Annotated in this window: 19 protein-coding genes; 6 read left to right on the top strand and 13 right to left on the bottom strand. The window is 72.1% G+C overall.

All coding sequences use genetic code 11. The features are described from left to right. Window positions 1-58: 58 nt before the first annotated feature. Both BS80_RS33830 and BS80_RS33825 read right to left on the bottom strand, forming a co-directional pair. Window positions 59-2,383 (bottom strand): terpene synthase family protein, encoded by a 2,325-nt coding sequence (locus BS80_RS33830; protein WP_035805248.1) that lies wholly within the window; start codon window positions 2,381-2,383, stop codon window positions 59-61. A 174-nt stretch (window positions 2,384-2,557) separates the two neighbouring features. Continuing rightward, on the bottom strand, window positions 2,558-3,769 hold the full coding sequence (locus BS80_RS33825) for a pyridoxal phosphate-dependent aminotransferase (RefSeq protein WP_035805245.1): 1,212 nt from the start codon (window positions 3,767-3,769) through the stop codon (window positions 2,558-2,560). A gap of 89 nt (window positions 3,770-3,858) precedes the next feature. Between BS80_RS33825 and BS80_RS33820 the strand changes: the two genes are divergently transcribed. Continuing rightward, window positions 3,859-4,227: a winged helix-turn-helix transcriptional regulator gene (locus BS80_RS33820; RefSeq protein WP_035806709.1), complete on the top strand. Its 369-nt coding sequence runs from the start codon at window positions 3,859-3,861 to the stop codon at window positions 4,225-4,227. 161 nt (window positions 4,228-4,388) lie between these two features. Here the strand turns inward: BS80_RS33820 and BS80_RS33815 are convergent, their stop codons facing one another. After that, window positions 4,389-5,303, bottom strand: coding sequence for a MerR family transcriptional regulator (locus tag BS80_RS33815; protein ID WP_035805243.1), 915 nt, complete (start codon window positions 5,301-5,303; stop codon window positions 4,389-4,391). An 81-nt stretch (window positions 5,304-5,384) separates the two neighbouring features. Between BS80_RS33815 and BS80_RS33810 the strand changes: the two genes are divergently transcribed. Beyond that, window positions 5,385-6,182 carry an SGNH/GDSL hydrolase family protein gene (locus BS80_RS33810; protein WP_035805241.1) on the top strand — a complete coding sequence of 266 codons (798 nt, stop codon included), beginning with the start codon at window positions 5,385-5,387 and terminating at the stop codon, window positions 6,180-6,182. A 7-nt stretch (window positions 6,183-6,189) separates the two neighbouring features. Here the strand turns inward: BS80_RS33810 and BS80_RS33805 are convergent, their stop codons facing one another. After that, the gene (locus tag BS80_RS33805) at window positions 6,190-6,564 is read right to left on the bottom strand and encodes a cupin domain-containing protein (protein ID WP_035805239.1); all 375 of its coding nucleotides are present in this window, start codon (window positions 6,562-6,564) and stop codon (window positions 6,190-6,192) included. A 91-nt stretch (window positions 6,565-6,655) separates the two neighbouring features. On the opposite strand from BS80_RS33805, the gene BS80_RS33800 reads away from it, so the two are divergent. Then, window positions 6,656-7,102: a MarR family winged helix-turn-helix transcriptional regulator gene (locus tag BS80_RS33800; RefSeq protein WP_035805237.1), complete on the top strand. Its 447-nt coding sequence runs from the start codon at window positions 6,656-6,658 to the stop codon at window positions 7,100-7,102. Between the two features lie 30 nt (window positions 7,103-7,132). On the opposite strand, the gene BS80_RS33795 is transcribed toward BS80_RS33800, so the two are convergent. Then, window positions 7,133-7,516, bottom strand: a complete 384-nt coding sequence (locus BS80_RS33795; RefSeq protein ID WP_035805235.1) for a PPOX class F420-dependent oxidoreductase — start codon at window positions 7,514-7,516, stop codon at window positions 7,133-7,135. 167 nt (window positions 7,517-7,683) lie between these two features. Between BS80_RS33795 and BS80_RS33790 the strand changes: the two genes are divergently transcribed. Beyond that, entirely contained in the window at window positions 7,684-10,014 is a 2,331-nt protein-coding gene (locus BS80_RS33790) for a Tex family protein (RefSeq protein WP_035806707.1), read from the top strand. A gap of 54 nt (window positions 10,015-10,068) precedes the next feature. Here the strand turns inward: BS80_RS33790 and BS80_RS33785 are convergent, their stop codons facing one another. Then, window positions 10,069-10,644, bottom strand: coding sequence for an NUDIX hydrolase (locus tag BS80_RS33785; protein WP_051967562.1), 576 nt, complete (start codon window positions 10,642-10,644; stop codon window positions 10,069-10,071). Between the two features lie 99 nt (window positions 10,645-10,743). Here BS80_RS33785 and BS80_RS33780 point away from each other — a divergent pair, with 99 nt between their 5' ends. Both BS80_RS33780 and ligA read left to right on the top strand, forming a co-directional pair. Then, the gene (locus tag BS80_RS33780; protein ID WP_035805234.1) at window positions 10,744-12,384 is read left to right on the top strand and encodes an acyl-CoA dehydrogenase family protein; all 1,641 of its coding nucleotides are present in this window, start codon (window positions 10,744-10,746) and stop codon (window positions 12,382-12,384) included. Window positions 12,385-12,450: 66 nt separating this feature from the next. Next, window positions 12,451-14,478: an NAD-dependent DNA ligase LigA gene (gene ligA, locus BS80_RS33775; protein ID WP_035805233.1), complete on the top strand. Its 2,028-nt coding sequence runs from the start codon at window positions 12,451-12,453 to the stop codon at window positions 14,476-14,478. On the opposite strand, the gene BS80_RS33770 is transcribed toward ligA, so the two are convergent. From BS80_RS33770 to BS80_RS33740, 7 genes are all read right to left on the bottom strand, one after another. Beyond that, a complete protein-coding gene (locus BS80_RS33770) occupies window positions 14,475-15,272 on the bottom strand; it encodes a carbon-nitrogen hydrolase family protein (protein WP_198045689.1) in 798 nt (265 codons plus the stop codon). The two genes, ligA and BS80_RS33770, sit on opposite strands and share 4 nt — an antisense overlap. Before the next feature lie 42 nt (window positions 15,273-15,314). Continuing rightward, on the bottom strand, window positions 15,315-16,196 hold the full coding sequence (locus BS80_RS33765) for a fumarylacetoacetate hydrolase (RefSeq protein WP_035805230.1): 882 nt from the start codon (window positions 16,194-16,196) through the stop codon (window positions 15,315-15,317). A gap of 62 nt (window positions 16,197-16,258) precedes the next feature. Next, the gene (locus tag BS80_RS33760; RefSeq protein ID WP_051967561.1) at window positions 16,259-17,431 is read right to left on the bottom strand and encodes an enolase C-terminal domain-like protein; all 1,173 of its coding nucleotides are present in this window, start codon (window positions 17,429-17,431) and stop codon (window positions 16,259-16,261) included. Continuing rightward, entirely contained in the window at window positions 17,424-18,302 is an 879-nt protein-coding gene (locus BS80_RS33755; RefSeq protein WP_035805228.1) for an alpha/beta hydrolase, read from the bottom strand. The genes BS80_RS33760 and BS80_RS33755 overlap by 8 nt, the downstream gene beginning before the upstream one ends. A gap of 10 nt (window positions 18,303-18,312) precedes the next feature. Next, window positions 18,313-19,977, bottom strand: a complete 1,665-nt coding sequence (locus BS80_RS33750) for a GH3 family domain-containing protein (protein WP_035805226.1) — start codon at window positions 19,975-19,977, stop codon at window positions 18,313-18,315. Between the two features lie 105 nt (window positions 19,978-20,082). Further along, entirely contained in the window at window positions 20,083-20,556 is a 474-nt protein-coding gene (locus tag BS80_RS33745) for a flavin reductase family protein (protein WP_035805224.1), read from the bottom strand. A gap of 91 nt (window positions 20,557-20,647) precedes the next feature. Next, complete coding sequence (locus tag BS80_RS33740; RefSeq protein ID WP_035805223.1) at window positions 20,648-21,754, bottom strand: LLM class flavin-dependent oxidoreductase; 1,107 nt, start codon at window positions 21,752-21,754, stop codon at window positions 20,648-20,650. Between the last annotated feature and the right edge of the window lies 1 nt (window position 21,755).

Raw genomic sequence — 21,755 nt, 5'->3', positions numbered from 1 at the left:
GGCCAGCGTAGGTGAGGAAGTGCGGCCGCCACGACCGGCTGTGCGGGGAAGGGCCAGGTCAGCGCGGGGTCGCGCTGGTCAGGGTGGGGAGCCGGGCGGCCGTGGTGCCCAGGCCGGTCGGGCCGGGGACGACGAGGAGCCGGGCAGTTGAAGGAGAAGGGGCTGGGGCAGCGGCGGGCTGGGACGGTGCGGCCGGGAGCTGGGACGGTGCGGTGGTGGCCAAGCGGTGCTGGTAGGAGGCCGGTTGGTACTCGAGCTCCGACTCCCGGTAGCGGTCGCAGTCCCGGTGCCAGACGAAGATCCCGCTGATCCAGTTCCGCAGGTCCTCCAGGTACTCCTCCACCTCGGCGCGCTGGGCCGGGTCGAGGGCGAAGTCGTCGTAGACGATCGGGATCTCGTGGGCGGTGAGGTGCTCGATCTGCCGCATCCGGGAGGTCATCAGGTCGTTGACGACGGCCGCCGCGTGCGTGCGGTCGGTGTTGAGGAAGTTCTCCACCACCAGGATCGCGTTGTGGATCTCGCCCTCGAACTGGATCTCCTTCTGGTAGGAGAAGAAGTCGTTGATCAGGCAGCCGTAGTCGCTGACCGCCGTCTCCAGAGCCTTCATCGGGCCCGACTCGAAGAACGCGGCCGGCACGGTGCCGCCGTGCGAGAACCGCATCAGGCTCATGGTGAGGTCGGACCCGAAGGTGTGCCGACGCATCTCCAGGTAGTCGATCGGGTCGGGGATCCGGTGCTGGGCGACGTTGGCCGTCTCCCAGACCCAGCTCTCCAGCATGCCGTCGACGGCCTCCCGGAAGGACTGCCGGGCGGGCAGCGGCATGGGACCCGCGGTCCGGGCCCAGAGGTCGGCCAATCCGCGCTCCAGGGCGCTGGTCGGCGGCGGGGTGGTGCCCGGGTCCTGCACCGGCATGAAGCGGGCGAGCTGCCGGACGCAGGCTCGCGCGCCGGTCGGATTGCCCGGGTGGCCGAACGCCAGCGGGAACCAGTCGTCCGCGTAGGTGCCCCAGATCAGCCATTCGGCGGAGAGCGTGAGCGCCTCGGCACTGGCTTCGGGGGCCAGCCCGGCGGAGCAGAGCGCCAGGTCGTAGCTCCTGATCTGCCGCTCGCTCCAGACACCGGAGTCCGCGAGGCCCGGGACTACGTGCAGATAGCCCATCTCGCGGGCCCACCGGCTCGACTCGCGGCGGGCCGACTCCAGCGACGGGTTGAGCCGCGGGGTGTAGGGCAGGTAGAAGTCCGGCACTGGCAGCGGGCCGACCTGCTGGTAGGGCACATGGGTGAAACCGCGCAGCGCGCCGGGCAGATCGACGGTGCGCTTCAGGTCGGCGGCCGAGGTGCCGAGCCCGCGCGGCAGCGCGGAGAACCGGCTGCTCTCGGCGCCGAGGCTGCCGCGGTCGTTCATGTAACGGCTGGAGCGCATGTGCCACTCGTGGCCGCCGGACTGCCAGTCCTGCAGGCCCTTGACGTACGCCGCCACCCGGGCGATCTCGTCCGGGGCGAGGGCGTGTTCGGCGAAGAGCGGGGGCAGCTCGGTCAGCGCGGTGTTCTCGAACTGGTGCAGCCGGGAGGTGAGCATGTCGTTGACCGCGTCGGCGGCCTGCTGCGTGCTGTAGTCGAGGAACTTCTCCAGGACCAGGACGCCGTTGGAGAGTTCGCCCTCGTCCCGGGTCTCCCGCTCGTAGGAGAACAGGTCGTTGCGCAGGTGGACGCCGTCCGAGAAGGTCTCGCGCAGCACCCGCAGCGGGCGGCTCTCGGCGATCGCGGCGGGCACCTCGGCCTGCGCGGCGTACTCGACCAGGCCGGCCGACCAGGGCGCGCCGCCGACCTTGCGGCGCATCTCGATGTACTCCACCGGATTGGGGATCCGCTGGATGTTCATGTTGGCGATTTCCCAGTCGGACTCGTTCAGCAGGTGCTCGGTGTTCTTGCGGAACCGGGCCCGCCAGTCCATCGACATGCCGGGGACGGTGCGCGCCCAGAGGTCCGCGAGCCCCGCCTCGACCGGGTTGGACGGCTCGGGGAAGCCGTCCGCGAGGTCCATCGGCATGAAGGCCGGCAGACGGTCCAGGTAGGCCTTGCCGCCGGACCGGTCCCCGCTGCGCTTGAAGGTCTCCAGGAAGTGGTCGTCGAAGAAGAACACCCAGACGTACCAGTCGGTGACCAGGTTGAGCACCGTGCTGTCGCAGTCCGGATGGGTGTAGGCGCAGAGCAGCGCGTAGTCGTGGTCGTCCAGATCCTGCTGGTCCCAGATGCCGGAGCCCTCCAGCATGCCCATCCCGCGCGCCCAGGCCGTGGTGTGCTCCCGCGCCTGTTCGCGGTGCGGGTTGAGCCGGGCCGGGTACGGCAGATAGAAGTCGGGCAGTTCAAACGGTTGTGTCACGTGTTCCCCCCACCGGGACTGGCCCGTACGGGCCGCGGTCAGCCGTCGATCGTCCCCAGTCTCGGTGATCGATCGACGGCCCGTAAGACGCGTACGGTAGCGCCGGGAGGCGTGCGCGCAGGGCCGCAAGTGATCTTTGGAGTGAAGCTCCGTCAGATCGGTTGCGGCGAGCGGTTATTGACGATATGTGGTCAGGAAGCGCCCGATCCGGCTGATCGCGGTCTCCAGGTCGTCGGCCCGCGGGAGCGTGACGAAGCGGAAGTGGTCCGGCCGCGGCCAGTTGAAGCCGGTGCCCTGGACGATGTGGATCTTCTCGCGGAGCAGCAGGTCCAGCACGAACTGCTCGTCGTCGTGGATCTTGTGGACGGCCGGGTCGAGCTTGGCGAAGGCGTACAGCGCGCCCTTGGGCTTGACGCAGCTGACGCCGGGCAGCTCGTTGAGGGCCCGCCAGGTGACGTCACGCTGCTCGGTGAGCCTGCCGTTCGGCAGCGTGAGGTCGTGGATGGACTGGTGGCCGCCCAGTGCGGCCTGCACCGCGTACTGGGCCGGGACGTTGGGGCACAGCCGCATGCCGGCCAGCATGGTCAGGCCCTCCAGGTAGTCCTTGGCGTGCTCCTTGGGGCCGGAGACCACCAGCCAGCCGCTGCGGAAGCCGGCCACCCGGTAGGCCTTGGAGAGCCCGTTGAAGGTGAGGGTCAGGACGTCGTCGGCGAGCGCGGCCAGGCAGTGGTGCTCGACCCCGTCGTAGAGGATCTTGTCGTAGATCTCGTCGGCCAGCACGATCAGGCCGTGCCGGCGGGCGAGGTCCAGGATCCCTTCCAGGAGCTCCTTCGGATAGACCGCGCCGGTGGGGTTGTTGGGGTTGATCACCACGATGGCCTTGGTGCGGTGGGTGATCTTCGCGGCGATGTCCGCCAGGTCCGGGTACCACTCGGCCTGCTCGTCGCAGAGGTAGTGCACGGCCTTGCCGCCGGCGAGCCGGACCACGGCCGTCCAGAGCGGGAAGTCGGGGGCCGGGACGAGGATCTCGTCGCCGTCGTCGACCAGCGCGGTGATCGCCATCTGGATCAGCTCGGAGGCGCCGTTGCCGAGGTAGACGTCGTTGACGGTGACGCCGTCAACGCCGCGCTGCTGGTAGTACTGCACGACGGCGCGGCGGGCGGGGAGAATGCCGCGCGCGTCGCTGTAGCCGTGCGCGTTGGGGAGGTTGCGGATGATGTCCTGCAGGATCTCCTCGGGCGCCTCGAAGCCGAAGGGGGCCGGGTTGCCCGTGTTGAGGCGCAGCACGCTGTGTCCGGCCTCCTCCAGGGCGTTCGCCTGGTCGACCACCGGGCCGCGGATCTCGTAACACACGCCCGAGAGCTTGCTGGACTGCCGATACTCCACTGGGGGCCTCCCGACCATCACCATGCTGGTTGCTTTGTTCTACCAAGTAACCACTTGGAAAGTCCAACCTTTTGGCTATGCTGATCCCCATGTCACGCCGAAGCTACGACCAGTACTGCGCCGTCGCCCGCGCCCTGGACGCGGTCGGGGAGCGCTGGAGCCTCCTGATCGTCCGTGAACTCCTCGGCGGGCCCCGCCGGTACACGGACCTGCACGCCGACCTGCCCGGCGTCAGCACCGACATCCTGGCCGCCCGGCTCAAGCAGCTGGAGGGTGAGGGCGTGCTGCTGCGCCGCAAGCTGGAGCGCCCGGCCAACGCCACGGTGTACGAGCTGACCGAGCGCGGCGCGGCGCTGAGCGAGGTGGTCGCGGCGCTGGGGGACTGGGGGCTGGACGCGCTCGGCGAGCAGCGCCCGACCGACGCGGTGCGCGGGCACTGGGTGACCGCCGTCGCCTAGTGCCGCGTCAGGCAACTTTTGCCCGTCAAGGAGCGGGGTCCGGTGCGTGCTATCGGCGTGCCGGCCGGAAGTCCTCGTACTGGACGTACTTGGGCTTTCGGCCGGTGCGGCGAGAGTGCGTGCCGGACACCGCGACGGGGCGAAGGTTGCCTGACGCGGCACTAGCGTGTGCCGCGCCGCCAGGTGGCCAGGGCCTCGGTGAGCCAGGCGTCGGCGGTGCCCATGGTCGGCTCCGGGGTGAGTTCGCCGGCCAGGCTCCAGTAGCGGCCCATCGCCGGGTCGGCCGCGGCCAGCAGCGGGCCCAGTGCGAACCGGAAGTCGGCGGAGTCGACGCTGCCCTGCGCGCGGGCGTGCACCGCGACGAAGCAGTCCAGCGCCTGGCCGGGCTGCGGATCGGCGGCCCGGGCCAGCTCGGCGCCGGCCAGCCGGTACGCCTCGTCGAGCCCGCGGTAGAAGGCCGCCGCGTCGGCGCAGTTGAAGTTCCCCTCGCCGCGGACCGCCGCGGCCGACGCCCGGTCGGCGGTGAGCGCGTGCAGCTCTGCGTAGGCCAGCGCCTGACGGGCCGTCGGTGCGGCGGGCAGCTCGGGGAGCGCCGCGTCGATGATCGCCGAGCGGAGCGTGGCGGGGAGCCGCGGCGGCAGCACCCGGCGCCAGAAGTCGGCGAACGCGTCCCGCCCCGGCGCGTGCCGCATCGCCTCGCCCAGCAGCCGCAGCCCGTCCGGATCGCCGGCCGCCAGCCGCAACGCCTCCAGCCCGGCCGAGCGCCACCGCAGCTCGGTCAACTGCCGCTCCACCTCGTCCTGCTGGGACGCCAGCGCGTCCTCCAAGGACAACTCCGCGCGGACCACCGCGCCCGCCAACGGCAGCGGCAGCCCCAGCGCCCGCAGTCGGCGGATCGTCAGCAGCGCCTCCAGTGCCGCGTCGCCGTACCGCCGGTGCCCGCCACCACTGCGCGCGGGCGGCGGCAGCAGGCCGCCGTCGGAGTAGTGGCGCACGGTCTTCACGCTCACCCCGGCGGCCTCGGCGAGCGCTCCGATGGTGAAGCTCCGTTCGATTCCCTCGGTCCCCGTGGTCATGCCGCTCATCGTACGAGCCCCCCGCTGGTACGAACGGCCCTTGCTGCCGCTCCCTGAGGCGGGCTCGGTAGGGTCGGGCCCATGAGCTATTCCGCTGACACGTCGGTGTCGTTTCGCAGCATGGTCGCCGTCGGGGACTCCTTCACCGAGGGCATGTGCGACGAGCTGCTGCCCGACGGCCAGTACCGGGGCTGGGCCGACCGGGTGGCCGCGCGGCTGGCGGCGGAGGGGGCGCCGGGGGAGTTCCGGTACGCGAACCTGGCGGTGCGGGGGAAGCTGATCGGGCAGATCTGCGCGGAGCAGGTGGGGGAGGCCGTCGCGCTGGGCAGCGAGCTGGTGACCCTGGCCGGCGGGCTGAACGACGTGCTGCGGCCCGGCTGTGACATCGACGACGTCGAGGCGAAGCTGGGCGAGGCGGCCGAGCGGCTGCTCGCGGCCGGCGGGACGGTGGTGCTCTTCACCAGTACCGATCCCACCCGCAGGATGGCGGGCAGCGCGCGGCTGCTGCCCGCCATCCTGCGGATGAAGGCGTTCGTGGAGGGGCTGGGGACCCGGCCCCGGGTCGCGGTGGTGGACCTGTTCTCGGCCGGGTGCTTCGACGACCGGCGGCTCTGGGCCGAGGACCGGCTGCACCTGTCGGCGGAGGGGCACCGCCGGGTCGCCGAGGCGGTGTTGCAGGCGCTGGGGCGGCCGGCGGTCTTCGACTGGCGCGAGCCGCTGCCGCCCGCCGCCCCCGTCGGCCGGGTGGCGAAGCTGCGGGCGGACGCCCGCTGGCTGCGGATCCACGTCGGGCCGTGGCTGCTGCGCCGGATCACCGGGAAGTCCTCGGGGGACGGCCGCCCGCCCAAGCGGGCCGAGCTGCTGCCCTACGAGGGCTGAGCGGCCGTCACAGGGTCCACGGCGGGGTGATGAGGGTGCCGTCGGCGAGGCGGGCCTGGAGGCCGACGGTGGTGGTGACCCAGGCGCGGGCGGGACCGTCGCCGGGGTTGTCGACGGCGAAGAGCGAGCCGGCGGGGGCGAGGACGGCGTCGCCGGGGCGGGCGGTGTGCTCGGTGCCGTCGACGTGGACGCGCAGTTCGCCGTCCAGGACCAGGAGGACCTCCTCACGGGTGATGGTGTGCGGCACGCCGGCGGTGCCGGCGGTGATCTCCAGCTGCCAGGCGGCGAGTTCGGTGCTGCCGCTGCTCGGGGCGGCGTAGGACGAGAAGCGGGCGTTGTGCATGTCGTGCACGGTGGCGTCGGCGGGGGTGATGACGGGCACGGCGGGGCTCCTTGAAGGCAAGTAGTCAAGCTGCTTGTCTATATGGTCAAGGAGATTGTCTATTCCGTCAAGGGGCTGGCAGACTTCCGGCATGACTGACGACCTCGCGCTGAGCCTGCCGCCGCTGGTCCTGGGCCTGGCCGCCGACCTGGTCCGGCGGATCGACGACGGCGTGCGGCGGCGCGGCTTCGAGGACCTGCGTCCGGCGCACGGCTACGCCTTCGTGCGGCTCGCGCCCGACGGCGCGTCCGTCGGGGAGCTGGCCGAGCACCTGGACGTGACCAAGCAGGCGGCCAGCCAGCTGGTCGAGGAGCTGGTGGGCAAGGGCTACGTCGAGCGCCACCCGCACCCGGCGGACGCCCGCGCGCGGCTGATCGTGCTGACCGAGCGCGGCTGGGCCTGCACCCGCGCGGCCGACGAGGCGGCGGCGGAGGCCGTCCGCCCCTGGGAGGCGGAACTGGGGCCGCAGCGGTTGCGCGAGCTGCGCGACACGCTGGCGCGGCTCGCGCCGTCCGGGCGGTTGCGGCCGATGTGGTGAGGGGCTTCTCCTGCGGTACTAGGCCACGGCCTAGCTCAGGGTGATCCGGATGCCGACCGTGCCGTCGGTGCCCCGGCGCAGCCGGCTGCCGAACATCGTCAGCCGGCCCAGCAGGCCGTACTTGCGGGCCAGCAGCGCCCGGTAGTTCGCGGTGCCGGCGGTGTCCAGCACCTCGGCGCTGGCCGGCACGGACGGGCCGGTGGGCTTGCCGCGCATGTCGCACGGGCCGACCAGGACGTCCGCCCGGCGGCGGATCCGCTTGACCTTCCAGGAGTCGGCGGCCGTCCACACCCCGAGCGCCTCGCCGTCGCGCAGCACCCAGACCGGGGTCGCCACCCCTGAGCCGTCCTTGCGGAACGAGGTGACGAGCAGGTACTTCTCGCGGCCCAGCCGGTCCAGCAGCGCTTCGTCCATGGCCGGACTCTAGCCGCTCGTGCCCCGTCCCGGGACGGCGACATAACTGCCAGAATGCAGGACGTACGCGGAGAGCAACTCTGGAGAAGGTGACCGGCTTCGTGAGCACGCCAGCCGAACAGGCAGCACAAGCAGCACAGGCAGCCGAACGGGCAGTCGGGCAGAAGATCGCCGAGGAACTCGGCGTCCGGGAAGGTCAGGTGAAGGCAGCCGTCGAGCTGCTGGACGGCGGCGCGACCGTGCCGTTCATCGCCCGCTACCGCAAGGAGGCGACCGGCGAACTCGACGACACCCAGCTGCGCACCCTGGAGGAGCGGCTGCGCTACCTGCGGGAGTTGGAGGAGCGGCGCGGCGCCGTCCTGGAGTCCATCGCGGGCCAGGGCAAGCTGGACGACGCGCTGCGCGCCCAGATCCTGGCCGCCGACTCCAAGGCCCGGCTGGAGGACATCTACCTCCCGTTCAAGCCCAAGCGGCGCACCAAGGCGCAGATCGCCCGCGAAGCCGGCCTGGAGCCGTTCGCCGAGCAGCTGCTGACGGACCCTTCGCAGGATCCGGCGACCCTGGCCGCGACGTTCCTGAACGAGCAGGTGGCCGACGTCGCCGCCGCGTTGGAGGGCGCCCGGTCCGTCCTGGTGGAACGGTTCGCCGAGGACGCCGACCTGATCGGCACGCTGCGCGAGCGGATGTGGACGCGCGGGCGGGTGGTCGCCACCGTACGGGCCGGCAAGGAGCAGGAGGGCGCCAAGTTCGCCGACTACTTCGACTTCGCCGAGCCGTTCACCAAGCTCCCCTCGCACCGCATCCTGGCGATGCTGCGCGGTGAGAAGGAAGAGGTCCTGGACCTCGACCTGTCGCCGTTCGACGGCGCGCAGGAGGCCGACCTGCCCGGCGAGAGCGACTACGAGCAGCGGATCGCCGCGCGCTTCGGCGTCGCCGACCGGGGCCGCCCGGCCGACAAGTGGCTCGGCGACACCGTGCGCTGGGCCTGGCGCACCCGGATCCTGGTCCGGCTCGGCATCGACCTGCGCACCCGGCTGCGCCAGGAGGCCGAGGACGAGGCGGTCAAGGTCTTCGCCGCCAACCTGCGCGACCTGCTGCTCGCCGCCCCGGCGGGCACCCGCGCCACGATGGGCCTGGACCCGGGCTTCCGCACCGGCGTGAAGGTCGCGATCGTGGACGACACCGGCAAGGTGGTCGCGCACGACACCATCTACCCGCACCAGCCCGCCAACAAGTGGGACGCCTCGCTCGCCACGCTGGCGGCGCTGGCGGCCGAGCACCGGGTCGACCTGATCTCGATCGGCAACGGCACCGCCTCGCGCGAGACCGACAAGCTGGCCGAGGACCTGATCAAGCGCCACCCGGAGCTGAAGCTCACCAAGGCGATCGTCTCGGAGGCCGGCGCCTCGGTCTACTCGGCCTCCGCCTTCGCCTCGCAGGAGCTGCCGGAGCTCAACGTCTCGATCCGCGGCGCGGTCTCGATCGCGCGCCGGCTCCAGGACCCGCTGGCCGAGCTGGTGAAGATCGACCCCAAGTCCATCGGCGTCGGCCAGTACCAGCACGACCTCAGCGAGACGAAGCTCTCGCGGTCGCTGGACGCGGTGGTCGAGGACTGTGTGAACGCGGTGGGCGTGGACGTGAACACCGCCTCCGCGCCGCTGCTCACCCGGGTCTCGGGCGTCACCGCCACGCTCGCGGACAACATCGTGGCGCATCGGGACGCCAACGGCCCGTTCCGAACCCGGCGGGCGCTCAAGGACGTGGCGCGGCTGGGCCCGAAGGCGTTCGAGCAGTGTGCGGGCTTCCTGCGGATCCCCGGCGGCGACGACCCGCTGGACGCCTCCAGCGTGCACCCGGAGGCGTACCCCGTGGTGCGCCGGATGCTGGCCGCGACCGGCGGTTCGGTCAAGGAGCTGATCGGCAACGGCGCCGCGCTGCGGGCGCTGCGTCCGGCGGACTTCGCGGACGAGACCTTCGGCATCCCGACCGTCACCGACATCCTCGGCGAGCTGGACAAGCCGGGGCGCGACCCGCGTCCGGCGTTCAAGACCGCGACCTTCAAGGAGGGCGTCGACAAGATCGGCGACCTGGAGGCGGGCATGGTGCTGGAGGGCGTGGTGACCAACGTCGCCGCGTTCGGCGCGTTCGTCGACGTCGGCGTGCACCAGGACGGTCTGGTGCATGTGTCCGCGCTGTCGAAGAACTTCGTCAAGGACCCGCGCGAGGTGGTCAAGTCCGGTGACGTGGTGACGGTCCGGGTCGTCTCGGTGGACGTGGCGCGCAAGCGGATCGGGCTGACGCTGCGGCTGGACGACGAGGTCGAGCGTGCGCCGCGCCCGGAGCGGTCGGACCGCTCCGACCGGGCGGCCGCCCGTCCGCCGCGCCAGGACCGCCGCGGTGGCGGCGGTGGGGGTGGCGGTGGCGGCGCGGCCAAGGCGCCGGCTGCGGGCAACAGCGCGATGGCCGACGCGCTGCGCCGCGCGGGGCTGACGAAGTAACAGCGGCGGTGGCGTGGAAAGTCGGCAGGTCCGACTTTCCACGCCACCGGCGGGTCAGTGCTTGGCCGCCTCGGCCGCCGCCGCGCGCTGCTCGGCGGCGAAGGTCACCAGTTCGGCCCACCACGGCTCGCGTCCCCGGGTGAGCAGCTCGCAGGCCTTGGCGAGCGTGACCGCGCGGACCTCCACCACCTCCTCGCCGTCGTCCGGGTTGGTCGGCGCGGAGTCCACCACGACCTCCGCCCAGCCCCAGAGCCAGGCCTTCTCGGGGTGCGGCTGCCACGGCCGGTACGGCGTCGGACGGTCCGTCACACAGCGGTGCGCGCCGATCCAGCCCGGCTCGGTCAGCAGCCGCGCGCCGGCCTCCTCGCGCAGCTCGCGGGCCAGGCAGGACGCGATGCTCTCGGCCGGCTCGCGGGTCCCGCCCGGCAGGAACCAGTGGTCACGGGCGTCCCGGCAGAGCACCACCAGCTCGTCGGCGAACCCCACCAGGTGGATGTTCGTGATGAGTTCGTCCGGCGGCAGCCGGTCCGAGAACTGGGCGTCCATGCCGCCCCACTCCCACCGCTGCGGCGCGAAGAGGAGCGGGTAACGGCCACTGGCGTGCTGGGTGAGGTCGGTGGTTTCCGTCATCGGATGATCCTAGGCCCTCGGCGGAGTGAGCCCCCTCCCATTCCGCCGACCGATGGGGCAGGCTGGGCGGGCAACTTACCCACGAGTAGGGAGTCCGTCATGGCACGCACCCACGAGGTCACCAACCAGGTCCCGCCGCCCTACGGGCACAACACCGCCGAGGACCCGGCGCTGCTCGCGGCGCTGCGCCGGGCCGGTGCCGACTGGGTCGAGCCCGAGCTGCGCGAGCTCGGCGCACTGGCCGGCAGCGAGCAGGCCGCCGAATGGGGCCGGCTGGCCAACGAGAACGAGCCGGTGCTGCGCACCCACGACCGGTTCGGCAACCGGATCGACGAGGTGGAGTTCCACCCCGCCTGGCACGAGCTGATGGGTGTCGCGGTCGGCCACGGCATGCACGCCGCGCCCTGGCAGGACGCCCGGCCCGGCGCGCACACCGCCCGGGCGGCCAAGTTCTACCTGTGGGGCCAGGTCGAGGCCGGGCACAGCTGCCCGGTCTCGATGACCTACGCCTCCGTCCCGGCGCTCCGCGCGACGCCCGAACTCGCCCAGTGGTTGGAGCCGTTGCTCGCCTCCACGCAGTACGACTTCGGGCTGCGCGAGCCGCACGGCAAGCGCGGGCTGATCGCGGGCATGTCGATGACCGAGAAGCAGGGCGGCTCGGACGTCCGGGCCAACACCACCACCGCCGTCCCGGCCGCCGACGGCACGTACCGGCTGACCGGCCACAAGTGGTTCACCTCGGCGCCGATGTCGGACGTCTTCCTCACCCTGGCCCAGGCGCCCGGCGGGCTGAGCTGCTTCCTGCTGCCCCGGGTGCTGCCGGACGGCTCGCGCAACGCGCTCCTCGTCCAGCGGCTCAAGGACAAGCTGGGCAACCGCTCCAACGCCTCCGCCGAGCTGGAGTACGACGGCGCGGTCGGCTGGCTGGTCGGCGAGGAGGGGCGCGGGGTGCCGACCATCATCGAGATGGTCAACATGACCCGGCTGGACTGCACCCTGGGGGCCGCCTCCGGGATGCGGCTCGGCGCCCTGCGGGCCGTCCAACACGCCACCCACCGGCGGGCGTTCGGCGCGGCGCTGATCGACCAGCCGCTGATGCGCAATGTGCTGGCGGACCTGGTGGTGGAGTCCGAGGCGGCCACCACGGTGGCCCTGCGGCTGGCCGAGGCGACCGACCGGGCGGTGGCGGGTGAGGAGGGCGAGGCGCTGTTCAAGCGGCTCGGGCTCGCGGTCTCCAAGTACTGGGTCTGCAAGCGCGGCCCGGCACACGCGGCCGAGGCGCTGGAGTGCCTGGGCGGCAACGGCTACGTCGAGGAGTCGGGGATGCCCCGGCTCTACCGCGAGGCGCCGTTGGTCTCGATCTGGGAGGGCTCGGGCAACGTCGCGGCGCTGGACGCGCTGCGGGCGATGGCGCGCAGCCCGCAGTCGCTGGACGCCTACTTCGGCGAGGTCGACGCCGCCGCCGGGGCGGACCGCCGGCTGGACGCGGCGGTCGCCGAACTGCGCAAGCAGCTGGGCGATCTGACGGACGTCGAGTACCGCACCCGGCGGCTGGTGGAGTCGATGGCACTGGCCCTGCAGGGCTCCCTGCTGGTGCGTCACGGCGACCCGGCGGTGGCCGACGCGTTCTGCGCCTCGCGGCTGGCCGGTGACCACGGCGGCGCCTTCGGCACCCTGCCGTCCGGCGTGGACACCGAGGCGATCCTCTCCCGCGCCCGGATGGTGCCGGCCGGGGGCTGACGGCCGGCCGACTGTCGATGCGGGTCGACTGTCGGTGCGGGTCGACTGTCAGTGGGGGTCGCGAGAATGTTCGACATGACCCCAGAAGCCACCCTTTCGCTGTCCCCTGCTGCCTACGCCCAGGCCGTCGCCGACACCGCGCATGCGGCGAAGGCGTACTACACCGACGGTGCGACAGCGCTGGACGACGACGAGTACGACGCGCTCGTGCGGGCCATCGCGGCCTTCGAGGCGGCGCACCCGGAGGCCGTGCTGCCGCTCTCGCCCACCGGGCGGGTGGCGGGCGGCGCGGTCACCGGGGACGTGCCGCACAGCGTGCCGATGCTCAGCCTGGACAACGTCTTCTCTCCCGAGGAACTGGCGCTCTGGGCGGCCTCCCTGGAGCGCAGGCTCGGCCGCCCGGTGGCCGGCGGCTGGTCGGTGGAACCGAAGCTGGACGGTCTGGCGGTGGCCGCCCGCTACCGCGGCGGGCGGCTGGTCCAGCTGGTCACCCGGGGCGACGGCCTGGCCGGCGAGGACATCACGCACGCCGCGAGCAGCGTGCTCGGCCTGCCGGACCGGCTGAGCGAGCCGGTCGACATCGAGCTGCGCGGTGAAGTCCTGCTGACCGACGAGCAGTTCGAGCGCGCCAACACCATCCGCGCGGAGCACGGCGCGACCCCGTTCGCCAACCCGCGCAACGGCGCGGCGGGCACCCTGCGCGCCAAGGACCGCCCCTACCGGGTGGAGCTCAGCTTCTTCGGCTACGCGGCGCCCGGCCTGCCCGGCCCGCACCACCAGGTGATCGCCGAGATCGCCGCCCTGGGCGCCGCGACCGCCGCCGTGCGGCACTGCGCGAGCATCGAGGAGGTGCAGCTGCGGATCGCCGAGATCGCCGCCGCCCGCCCCGAACTGCCGTACGGCATCGACGGGATCGTCATCAAGGCGGACGACGCGGGGGACCAGGAGGCGGCCGGGAGCGGCTCCCGCGCGCCGCGCTGGGCGGTCGCGTACAAGCTGCCCGCCGCGCACCGGATCACCCGGCTGCTCGCGGTCGAGTGGAACGTCGGGCGGACCGGGGTGATCGCGCCGCGCGCGGTGCTGGAACCCGTACTGGTGGACGGCGCGACGATCCGCTACGCGACCCTGCACAACCCCGCCGACATCGCCCGGCGCGGCCTGATGCTGGGCGACCAGGTGTCGCTCTACCGCGCCGGCGACGTGATCCCGCGGGTCGAGGCGCCGCTCGTCCACCTGCGGACCGGCGACGAGCGGCCGATCGAGTTCCCGGCCGTCTGCCCGTGCTGCGGGGACGCCGTCGACACCACCCAGCAGCGCTGGCGCTGCGTGCGCGGCCGCGCCTGCCAGGCGGTTGCCTCGGTGCGGTACGCCGTCGGGCGTGATCAGTTGGACATCGCCGGGCTCGGCGGCACCAGGGCGGTCCAGCTCGTCGAAGCCGGGCTGGTGGCGGACTTCGCCGACCTCTTCACGCTCACCCGCGAACAGCTGCTGGGCCTGGACCGGATGGGCGAGGTCAGCGCGGACAACCTGCTGGTGGCCATCGAGCAGGCGCGCCGGCAGCCGCTCGGCAAGGTGTTCTGCGCGCTGGGGGTGCGCGGGACGGGCCGCTCGATGTCGCGGCGGATCGCGCGGCACTTCGCCAGCATGGCGGCCGTCCGGGCGGCGGACGCCGAGCAGTTCGCGCAGGTGCCCGGGATCGGCGCCGAGAAGGCCGCGCTGGTGGTCCAGGAGCTCGCCGAACTCTCCGAGGTGCTGGACAAGTTGGCAGCCGCCGGGGTGACCGGCGCGGTGGCCGGCGAGGAGTCGGCCGCGCTCGTCGAGGGGGCGGTCGAGGGGGACGTGCGCCCGTTGGCGGGCAAGGCCGTGGTGGTCACCGGCACCATGACGGGCGCGCTCGACCGGCTCTCCCGCACGGCGGTGAACGAGCTGGTCGAGCGCGCCGGCGGGACGGCCTCCTCCACGGTCTCCGCGCGGACGGCGTTCCTGGTGGCGGGGGAGAAGGCCGGCTCGAAGCGGGCCAGGGCCGAGCAGTTGGGGGTCCCGGTGCTGACGCCCGAGGAGTTCGCCGAGCTGGTCGGCGCGTTCCTGGACTAGACCAGGTCGACCCGGTTCTCCAGGACCGGGAGCTTGCGGCGCACCGCGGCGACCGTCTCGGTGTCCACGTCGACGAGCAACTGACCCGGCTCAAGGCCGAGTTGCTGCACCACCTCGCCCAGCGGGGTGACCACCACGGTGCGTCCGATGCCGCGCGGGACGGCGCTCGGCGGGCGCTGCCCGGCGTCCTCGGGCAGCGCCTGGTCGCAGGCCAGCACCCAGGAGGTGCTGTCCAGCGCGCGGGCCCGTACCAGGACGTCCCACTGCTCGGCCTTCCCCGGGCCCTCGCCCCAGGAGGCCGGCAGCAGGATCGCGTGCGCGCCCCGGGCCGCCAACTCCTGGAAGAGGTGCGGGAACCGGACGTCGTAGCAGGTCGCCACGCCGAAGGTGAGACCGCCACGGGTGAAGGTCACCAGCTCGCGGCCCGGGAGCACGGAGTCCGACTCCCGGTAGTCGAAGGCGTTGTACAGGTGCACCTTGTCGTAGTGCGTGTCGACGCCGCCCCCGGTGACGAGCAGGGTGTTGGCGACCCGGCCGTCCGGGGCCGGGGTGAACATGCCGGCCACGACCGTGACACCGGCCCGGGCCGCGATGCCGCGCACGGCCTCGGCCCAGGGCCCGTCGAGCGGCTCGGCCACCGCGCCCAGCGGGGTGCCGAAACAGGCCATGGCGGCCTCCGGGAAGACCACCACCTCCGCCCCGCCCCGCACGGCGTCGGCGACCCCGGCCTCGATGGCCTTCAGGTTGTGATGCGGATCGGGACCGGCTGACATCTGGTTCAGTGCGACACGCAACGGAAGTCCTCTCGGATCGGTGGGGGTGCGGCGCCGGGCCGGCTACTTGGCGGTGCCGCCCTGCCAGCGCACCGTATGCGACAGGGTGACGCCGTGCGAGGCGAAGGTGATCTCCACCCGGTCCCCGCTCTCGATCCGGTAGCCGTCGTGGAAGCTGCTGCGGTCCGCCCCGATGTAGACGTAGTGCACCCGGCCGGGGTACAACAGCGGCCGGTGGGAGAGCAGTTCGGCCATGATGGCGTCCACGTCGTAGTGCATCGCATCGGCGCCGGTGGTGAACTTGCCCTCCCAGGCCCGGGCGCCGTCGCGCTCGATGGCGACCTGGCCGGTCACCGACCGGGGCGGCGGGCCGACGAAGAGCCACGGCGCCACCCCGGCGTCGCAGAGCTTGGCGTAGGACAGGTGGCCGTTGTGGTTCCTGAACCGCCCGATGTCGGTGACGTCGTTGCCGAAGCTGTGGCCGGCGTAGTGCGCGGTGCCGTGCTCGTCGGTGACGTAGACGAGCACCACCTCGGCCTCCTCGCAGACGGCGATCGCGCCGGCCGGGACGGTCAGCTCCTCGCCGGAGAGCTTCAGCACGTCGCCGAGTCCCTTGAGGAACCAGTTCGGCTGGGCCTGGGTGTTCTCGTCGACCTTGACGTTGTGGGTCTGCATGAATCCGCTGACCATCGCGTCCCCGAGGGACTCGGGCAGCAGCGGCGGGCGGAGGGCGACGGCGTCCCGCTCGGCCGCGGGCACCACCGTCTGCTGCCGGCCGCGGGTGAGCGCGGCCTCCAGCGCGGCGCCGTCGCCGGCCGCCGCGACGACCGCGGCCCGCAGGTCCGCGTCCAGCAGGGGGTACAGCCGCAGTGGCGCGCCGTCCTCGGGCAGTCCGAAGCCGAAGTACCGCTCGTTCTGGTAGCTGCACTCGAAGAGTACCGTCATGGTGGTTTCCTCATGGGTGGCGCCAGGTCCCCTGGGACCTGGCGCGGTTGGTGGTGGCTCGGTCAGACGGCGGGGACGGCGTGCCAGTCGGCTCGCTCCTGCGAACACGCGAGCACGGCCCAGCGCTCGGCACTGGCGTGCAGCGCCATCGCGAAGCCCGTCCCCTCGGCCGGTGCGATGGTGTTGGCCCGACGGTCGACGGCCGGCGCGGGCGTGACGATCATCTGCGGGAAGAAGCGGTCGGACTGGCCCGCCTCGACGGTGAGCGCACCCGGGTGGGCGAAGGCCAGCGCCCGTCCGGCGTTGATCAGCGGGCCCGTCTCGGCGACCTGGACGCCGACTTGGAAGCCGAGCCCGCTCGCCCGGGCGTGCTCGACGAGCTCGGCCGAGCGCAGCAGCCCGCCGTTCTTGGCGACCCGGACGTTGACGGCGTCGCAGGCCTCGGCGGCGATCGCGGTGCGCAGGTCGTCGATCCCGCACACCGACTCGTCGAGCAGCACGCTGACGCCGGTCTCCCGGCGCAGCGTGCGCAGGCCCTCCCAGGACCGCTTGGCCAACGGCTCCTCGACGTGGTCCATGCCGCAGTCCTGGAGGCGGCGCACGGTGCGCACGGCCGTCTCGGCGGACCAGCTCATATTGGCGTCGACCATGATCGGGACGCCGGCGCCGAGCCGTTCGCGCAGCGCCGTCACGGTGCGCGCGTCCCGTTCGACGTCGTCGGACGCCTTGATCTTCACGAAGTGGAACGGGCCGCGGGTGGCGAGGAACTCCTCGACGTCGATGCTCAGGTCCAGGACCTGGGAGACCGCCAGCGGCGCGGTCCCCCCGGCCTGCTCCTGGGCCGCGCCGGGGATCAACTGCCGTGCGCTCAGGCCCAGCTGGTGCCCGACCAGGTCGAGTACGGCGGACTCCAGCAGACAGAGCAGGTTGTTGCCGCCGTCGATCCCGAAGGTCCGCGCGAAGCCGTCCTCGTGCAGCCGGTCGAGCAGGTCCCGCGCGGACAGCGCGCGCAGCCGCGCGAAGAGGCCGTCCATCGGGACCCGGCGCAGCGCCTCGGTCACGCTGTCGGTGGTCTCCCCGGTGACATACGCGCGGGGCGCGCACTCACCGAGGCCGGTCAGCCCGTCGAGCTCCAGGCGCAGCACGAGGCTGTCGCTGGTGCTGCGCTTGGCGGCCGGGTGGTCGAACCCGATCCGCATCGGCAGGGCCACCCGGTAGAGCCGGGCCTCAGACATGACGGTCCGGATCCTGCAGGATCGCGAAGGCCGAGGCCCAGTCGACCACGCTGCGGCGGGCCTCGGTGTAGAAGAGGTAGTGCTCGGCGGTGGGGAACTTGATGATCGTGCCGCGCCCGGACACCATCTCGGTGAAGACCCGGTGGGTCGCGTCGAGGTTGACGATCGGGTCGGTCAGCCCGGACGCGAAGACGTAGGGGACCACCGGGAGTTCGCGCTGCGGCTCCAGGTAGAGCCGCTCCAGGCCGAGCAGGGTGGCCCGGGAGCGGCGGGTGAGCTCACGGACGGCCAGCACGTCGGTGTCGATGAAGTGCTGGTAACCGGGGTTGTCGGTGAAGTCGGTCGCCTTCAGGCCGGCGTCCCAGAGCTCCTCGCTCTGCTCGGCGGCGAGCGCCGCGCGCTCCTCCTCACCGAGCAGGGCGTGCAGTCGGCCCAGCCAGGTGGAGCAGAAGACGGCCGAGTCGTAGCGGGTGGTGAAGTCCGGGTGGTGCAGCAGGGCGGCCAGGAACGAGCCCCCCAGGCAGTGGCCGAACAGCGAGAGCGGGACGCCGTCGCCGATCGTCCGGCGGGTGTGCTCGATCGCGGTGACGTAGTCGGCGATCACCGTCTCGACGCCCGGTATCTCGCTGCGCGCGCCCGTGCTGATGCCGCTGCCGCGCCGGTCCAGGACGAAGAGGGCGATGCCGTTGTCGGCGAACTGCGGTCCCACCTCCCATAACCAGCCGGCGTGGCTCTGCAGCCCGTGGAAGTAGAAGATCGCGCCCTTGATCTCCTGCGGGCGCCAGATGTGCAGCGCCAGCTCCTCCCCGTCGTGGGGGAGCATGACGATTTCCCGCCGGACGTCCTCCGGCGGCCTCTTGGTGTCGATCATTTCGGGCTCCTCAGTGGCTGACGAGGTCGGTGACGAAGTCGGCATCCTGTTGGAACGGCTTGTACTTGTACTGGGTGGCGTTCGTCGCGTGGCGCCGGGACTCGGTGTAGGCCGCGATCGCGTCGGTGGGCACGGTGAAGACTCTGAGCGGTCGCAGCCGGCCGCTGTCGCGCTTGGACGCGTACTCGATGTTGATCTCCTGCAGCTCCCGGTCGACCGCGTCGGAGAGTGCGCTGTCCAGTTCGGGCCGGGGGTCGTCGGTCTCGCTCACGACCACGTAGTACGGCACCTCGGCCCACTGCGGCCCGGCCAGGTACAGGCCGTTGCCCAGTCCGTGGGCCTCGCGGGTGTTCTCGATGGCCTGGGAGAACTGCGCCTCGGTGATCTTCTCGCCGGTGAAGGAGTGGAAGATCCCGAAGCGGTTGACGAAGTGGATCCACGGGACGCCGTCCACGATGCGGTCGACCCGGTAGATGTCCCCGCTCCACAGCCGGTAGAGGCCGTTGCCCTGGGTCATGATCAGGCTGTAGTCCCGGCCGGCCTCCAGCTCGTCGAAGAGCAGCGTGTCGATCCGGCCCCCCGAGGCGATCAGCTCGTCCACCGGGACGTCGGCCGGGACGAACTCGAAGAACGCCTGGTTGATCGCGAGCGGCTGGCTGTCCGCCGAGTCGTCGACCGGGATGGTGGTGACGCCCTCGGTGCCGCAGCTCATGAACGGCATCCGGCGCACGCCCGGCAGGACGGCGTCCAGCTTGGACTGGTAGAGGCCGGCCGAGGCGGAGAGCCAGCAGCTGTAGAGCTTGAGCGAGGGCCAGACGTCCGTCAGCGTGAAGGCGCCCATCGCCAGGACCTTTTCGAGGTGCTGCGCCGTCTCGTGGTCAGGCTCGCCGAACGGACGGCCCTCCAGCGTGCCCGCGCGCAGGTCGCGGACCAGGGCCGGGCCGTGCTCGGCGACCAGGTCGCGCAGCGCGAGGATGGTGCTCGGGTTGATCGCGGAGATGAACTGCAGCTCCTGGCCCACGAGATGGCGAATCCGGTGGTACATCCGGCCGGAGTGGCTGGACGGCGCCTCGATGCCGAACCACGGGGACTCGGCCCACGGCGGGTTCCAGTCGCGGCTGTTGATCTGCGGGTAGCGGTTGCTGACCGCCTGGTACCGGACGCCGTGCAGGTAGTCGTCGACGACCTCGCGCACGGTCTGGGTGTCCAGCGTCGCGTACGGGCCCGCCAGGATCTCCGGGTGGTACTCGAGGTAGGTGCCCCACATCGCCTGCATCGCGGGGATCCGGTACGTCAGGAGCCAGTGCAGGGTGTAGGGGACGCGCTTGGGGGTGCCGGTCGTGCCGCTCGTCTTGAGCCAGCGCAGGACCGGGCTGCAGGAGAGGACCCCGCCCTTGGTGCGGGCCTCCCGGTCGATCTCGTCGCTGAAGTCGCTGTACCGCATGACGGGCAGGACCGAGCGGAAGCTCTCCGGATCGGTGGCGACCCGGTCGTACCCCCGCTCCTTCCAGTGGAGCGAGTCGGCGCAGATGTCGATGATGTCCGCTAACACCCGTTGCTGCGTCGCCTTCGGGTCCTTGAGGTCGGTCAGCAGGTTCTCACGGCCGTCCCGGCACTCCGTTGTGAACGGGTCCCGACGGGTGTTCCAGTGGTCTTTCCAGTGCAGACTACCCATGGCTTCGGATTCTCCTCGGATTGTTCTTCGATCGAAGACGGCAACGATTCTGAACGCGGGGAAACAGCGGCGTGGTGCCCTGGAGGTGCCTGGGAGAGGAACGGCCTAGGCGATCAACTCCCGGAAGCGGCCGCCGTGGAACACCAGCGGTCCCGCCGCGTCGGCCACCGCGCCGTCGGCCGCGGTGGCGATGACCAGCTCGTGGTCACCCGCCGGGTGGATGGTCGAGATACGGCAGTCCAGCCAGCCGAGCGCGTCCGCCGGAATGGGGTGCCCGTCGCGGCTGGAGGTCCAGTCCCCGCCCGAGAAGCGGTCGGCGCCCCGGGTGCTGAAGACCCGGCAGAGGTCCTCGTGCTGCTCGCCGAGAATGCTGACCGCGAAGCCCCCGGTCTCCCGGATGGACGGCCAGGTGGTCGAGGTCAGCGCGGCGCAGAGCGCGATGAGCGGCGGCTCCAGCGAGACGGAGGTGAAGGAGTTGACGGCCATGCCGACCGGGCCGTTCGGCGTGGTGGTGGTGACCAGGACGACACCGGTGGTGAAGCGTCCGAGAATGGTGCGAAAGGAACTTTGACTCAGCATCTGTTCTTCCACTCGTATCGGCGCGATGTCCTGGGCCGGGCGCGGCACCGGTACGGCGGTGCCGTACCGGTGCCGCGCCCGGCCGGCGCTGTCAGCCGCGGCTGGAGATCGCCCAGTCGACGGCTTCCTGCGGACGGGCGGCCGCGCCGTTGAGCGCCGGGGCCACGTAGCGGGCCAGCAGCTCCAGGCTGCGGTTGGTCTTCTCGTAGGAGGCCCAGTCCGCGACGTAGACGAGCACGCTGCCGAAGCCGCCGGTGGCCTCCTGCATCCGGCGGATGCCGGACACGACGTCCTCGACCGAGCCGACCAGCGCACCGCCGGCCGCCACCCGGGCTTCGAGCATCGTCGCCCGGTCGTCGTCCGGGCCGATCACGTTGCGGCCCGCGGCCTTGGCGAAGTACTCGAACAGCCAGCGGTCGTAGCCCTCGCGGACGTCGTCGTAGGCCTGCTTGGTGGTCTCGCCGACGTGCACGGGCAGCGCGATGCGCCAGTTGTCGCGGCTGACGCTCTGGCCGTACTCGTCGGCCGCCTCCTCGACGTGCTTCCACTGCTGCGCGAGCCCGATGTGGTCGGTGCTGCCCGGGGTCAGCAGGGAGAACGGCAGCGCGAAGGAGGTCATGCTCAGGCCGTACTGGCCCACCAGCCGGGGGCCGGAGACCGAGGTGCCCGAGGTGGCCATGGCGACCTCGATGGGGGCGGGCCCGAAGCGGGGCAGCTGGAGCTTGGCGTCCCGCAGCTCGAACCAGTCGGTCTTCTGGGTGATCCGGGACTCGCCGTTGACGAGCTCCAGAACGGTCGGCAGGGCCTCGTTCAGGCGCTGGCGCTGGACGTTGGGCTCCAGGCCGAACATGCCGGCGTCGAACGGGACACCCGGGCCCACGCCCAGGATGTAGCGGCCGCGGCTCAGCTGGTGCAGGTGGGTGGCGCGGCTGGCGACGTGGAAGGGGTGGTGGCCCGAGAGCGGGACGACTCCGTGCGCGAGCTTGATCTGGTGCGTCCGCTGGGTGGCCGCCGCGATCATCGTCTCCGGCGCACCGACCAGGCCCCAGCCCAGGGTGTGGTGCTCGCCGAACCAGGCCTCGTCGAAGTTCAGCCGGTCGGCGTACTCGACGAGGTCGAGGTTGCGCTGGATCGCCAGGTGCGGATCCTGTCCGGTCTCGTGGACCGGCGAAAGGAAGAGTCCGATACGGCTGTGCACA

The sequence above is a fragment of the Kitasatospora mediocidica KCTC 9733 genome, from assembly GCF_000744225.1.
GTDB lineage: Bacteria > Actinomycetota > Actinomycetes > Streptomycetales > Streptomycetaceae > Kitasatospora > Kitasatospora mediocidica.
The sequence above is the reverse complement of the archived record's forward strand: the minus strand, read 5'-3'. Positions and strand labels throughout refer to the sequence as shown.

Bases quoted from the DNA above. Each gene is read 5' to 3' on its own strand.
- BS80_RS33780 (WP_035805234.1), top strand. From the start codon at position 10,744: ATGGCACGCACCCACGAGGTCACCAACCAGGTCCCGCCGCCCTACGGG.
- BS80_RS33800 (WP_035805237.1), top strand. From the start codon at position 6,656: ATGACTGACGACCTCGCGCTGAGCCTGCCGCCGCTGGTCCTGGGCCTG.
- BS80_RS33820 (WP_035806709.1), top strand. From the start codon at position 3,859: ATGTCACGCCGAAGCTACGACCAGTACTGCGCCGTCGCCCGCGCCCTG.
- BS80_RS33755 (WP_035805228.1), bottom strand. From the start codon at position 18,302: ATGATCGACACCAAGAGGCCGCCGGAGGACGTCCGGCGGGAAATCGTC.
- BS80_RS33815 (WP_035805243.1), bottom strand. From the start codon at position 5,303: ATGACCACGGGGACCGAGGGAATCGAACGGAGCTTCACCATCGGAGCG.
- BS80_RS33760 (WP_051967561.1), bottom strand. From the start codon at position 17,431: ATGTCTGAGGCCCGGCTCTACCGGGTGGCCCTGCCGATGCGGATCGGG.
- BS80_RS33765 (WP_035805230.1), bottom strand. From the start codon at position 16,196: ATGACGGTACTCTTCGAGTGCAGCTACCAGAACGAGCGGTACTTCGGC.
- BS80_RS33810 (WP_035805241.1), top strand. From the start codon at position 5,385: ATGAGCTATTCCGCTGACACGTCGGTGTCGTTTCGCAGCATGGTCGCC.
- BS80_RS33750 (WP_035805226.1), bottom strand. From the start codon at position 19,977: ATGGGTAGTCTGCACTGGAAAGACCACTGGAACACCCGTCGGGACCCG.
- BS80_RS33795 (WP_035805235.1), bottom strand. From the start codon at position 7,516: ATGGACGAAGCGCTGCTGGACCGGCTGGGCCGCGAGAAGTACCTGCTC.
- BS80_RS33785 (WP_051967562.1), bottom strand. From the start codon at position 10,644: ATGACGGAAACCACCGACCTCACCCAGCACGCCAGTGGCCGTTACCCG.
- ligA (WP_035805233.1), top strand. From the start codon at position 12,451: ATGTTCGACATGACCCCAGAAGCCACCCTTTCGCTGTCCCCTGCTGCC.
- BS80_RS33745 (WP_035805224.1), bottom strand. From the start codon at position 20,556: ATGCTGAGTCAAAGTTCCTTTCGCACCATTCTCGGACGCTTCACCACC.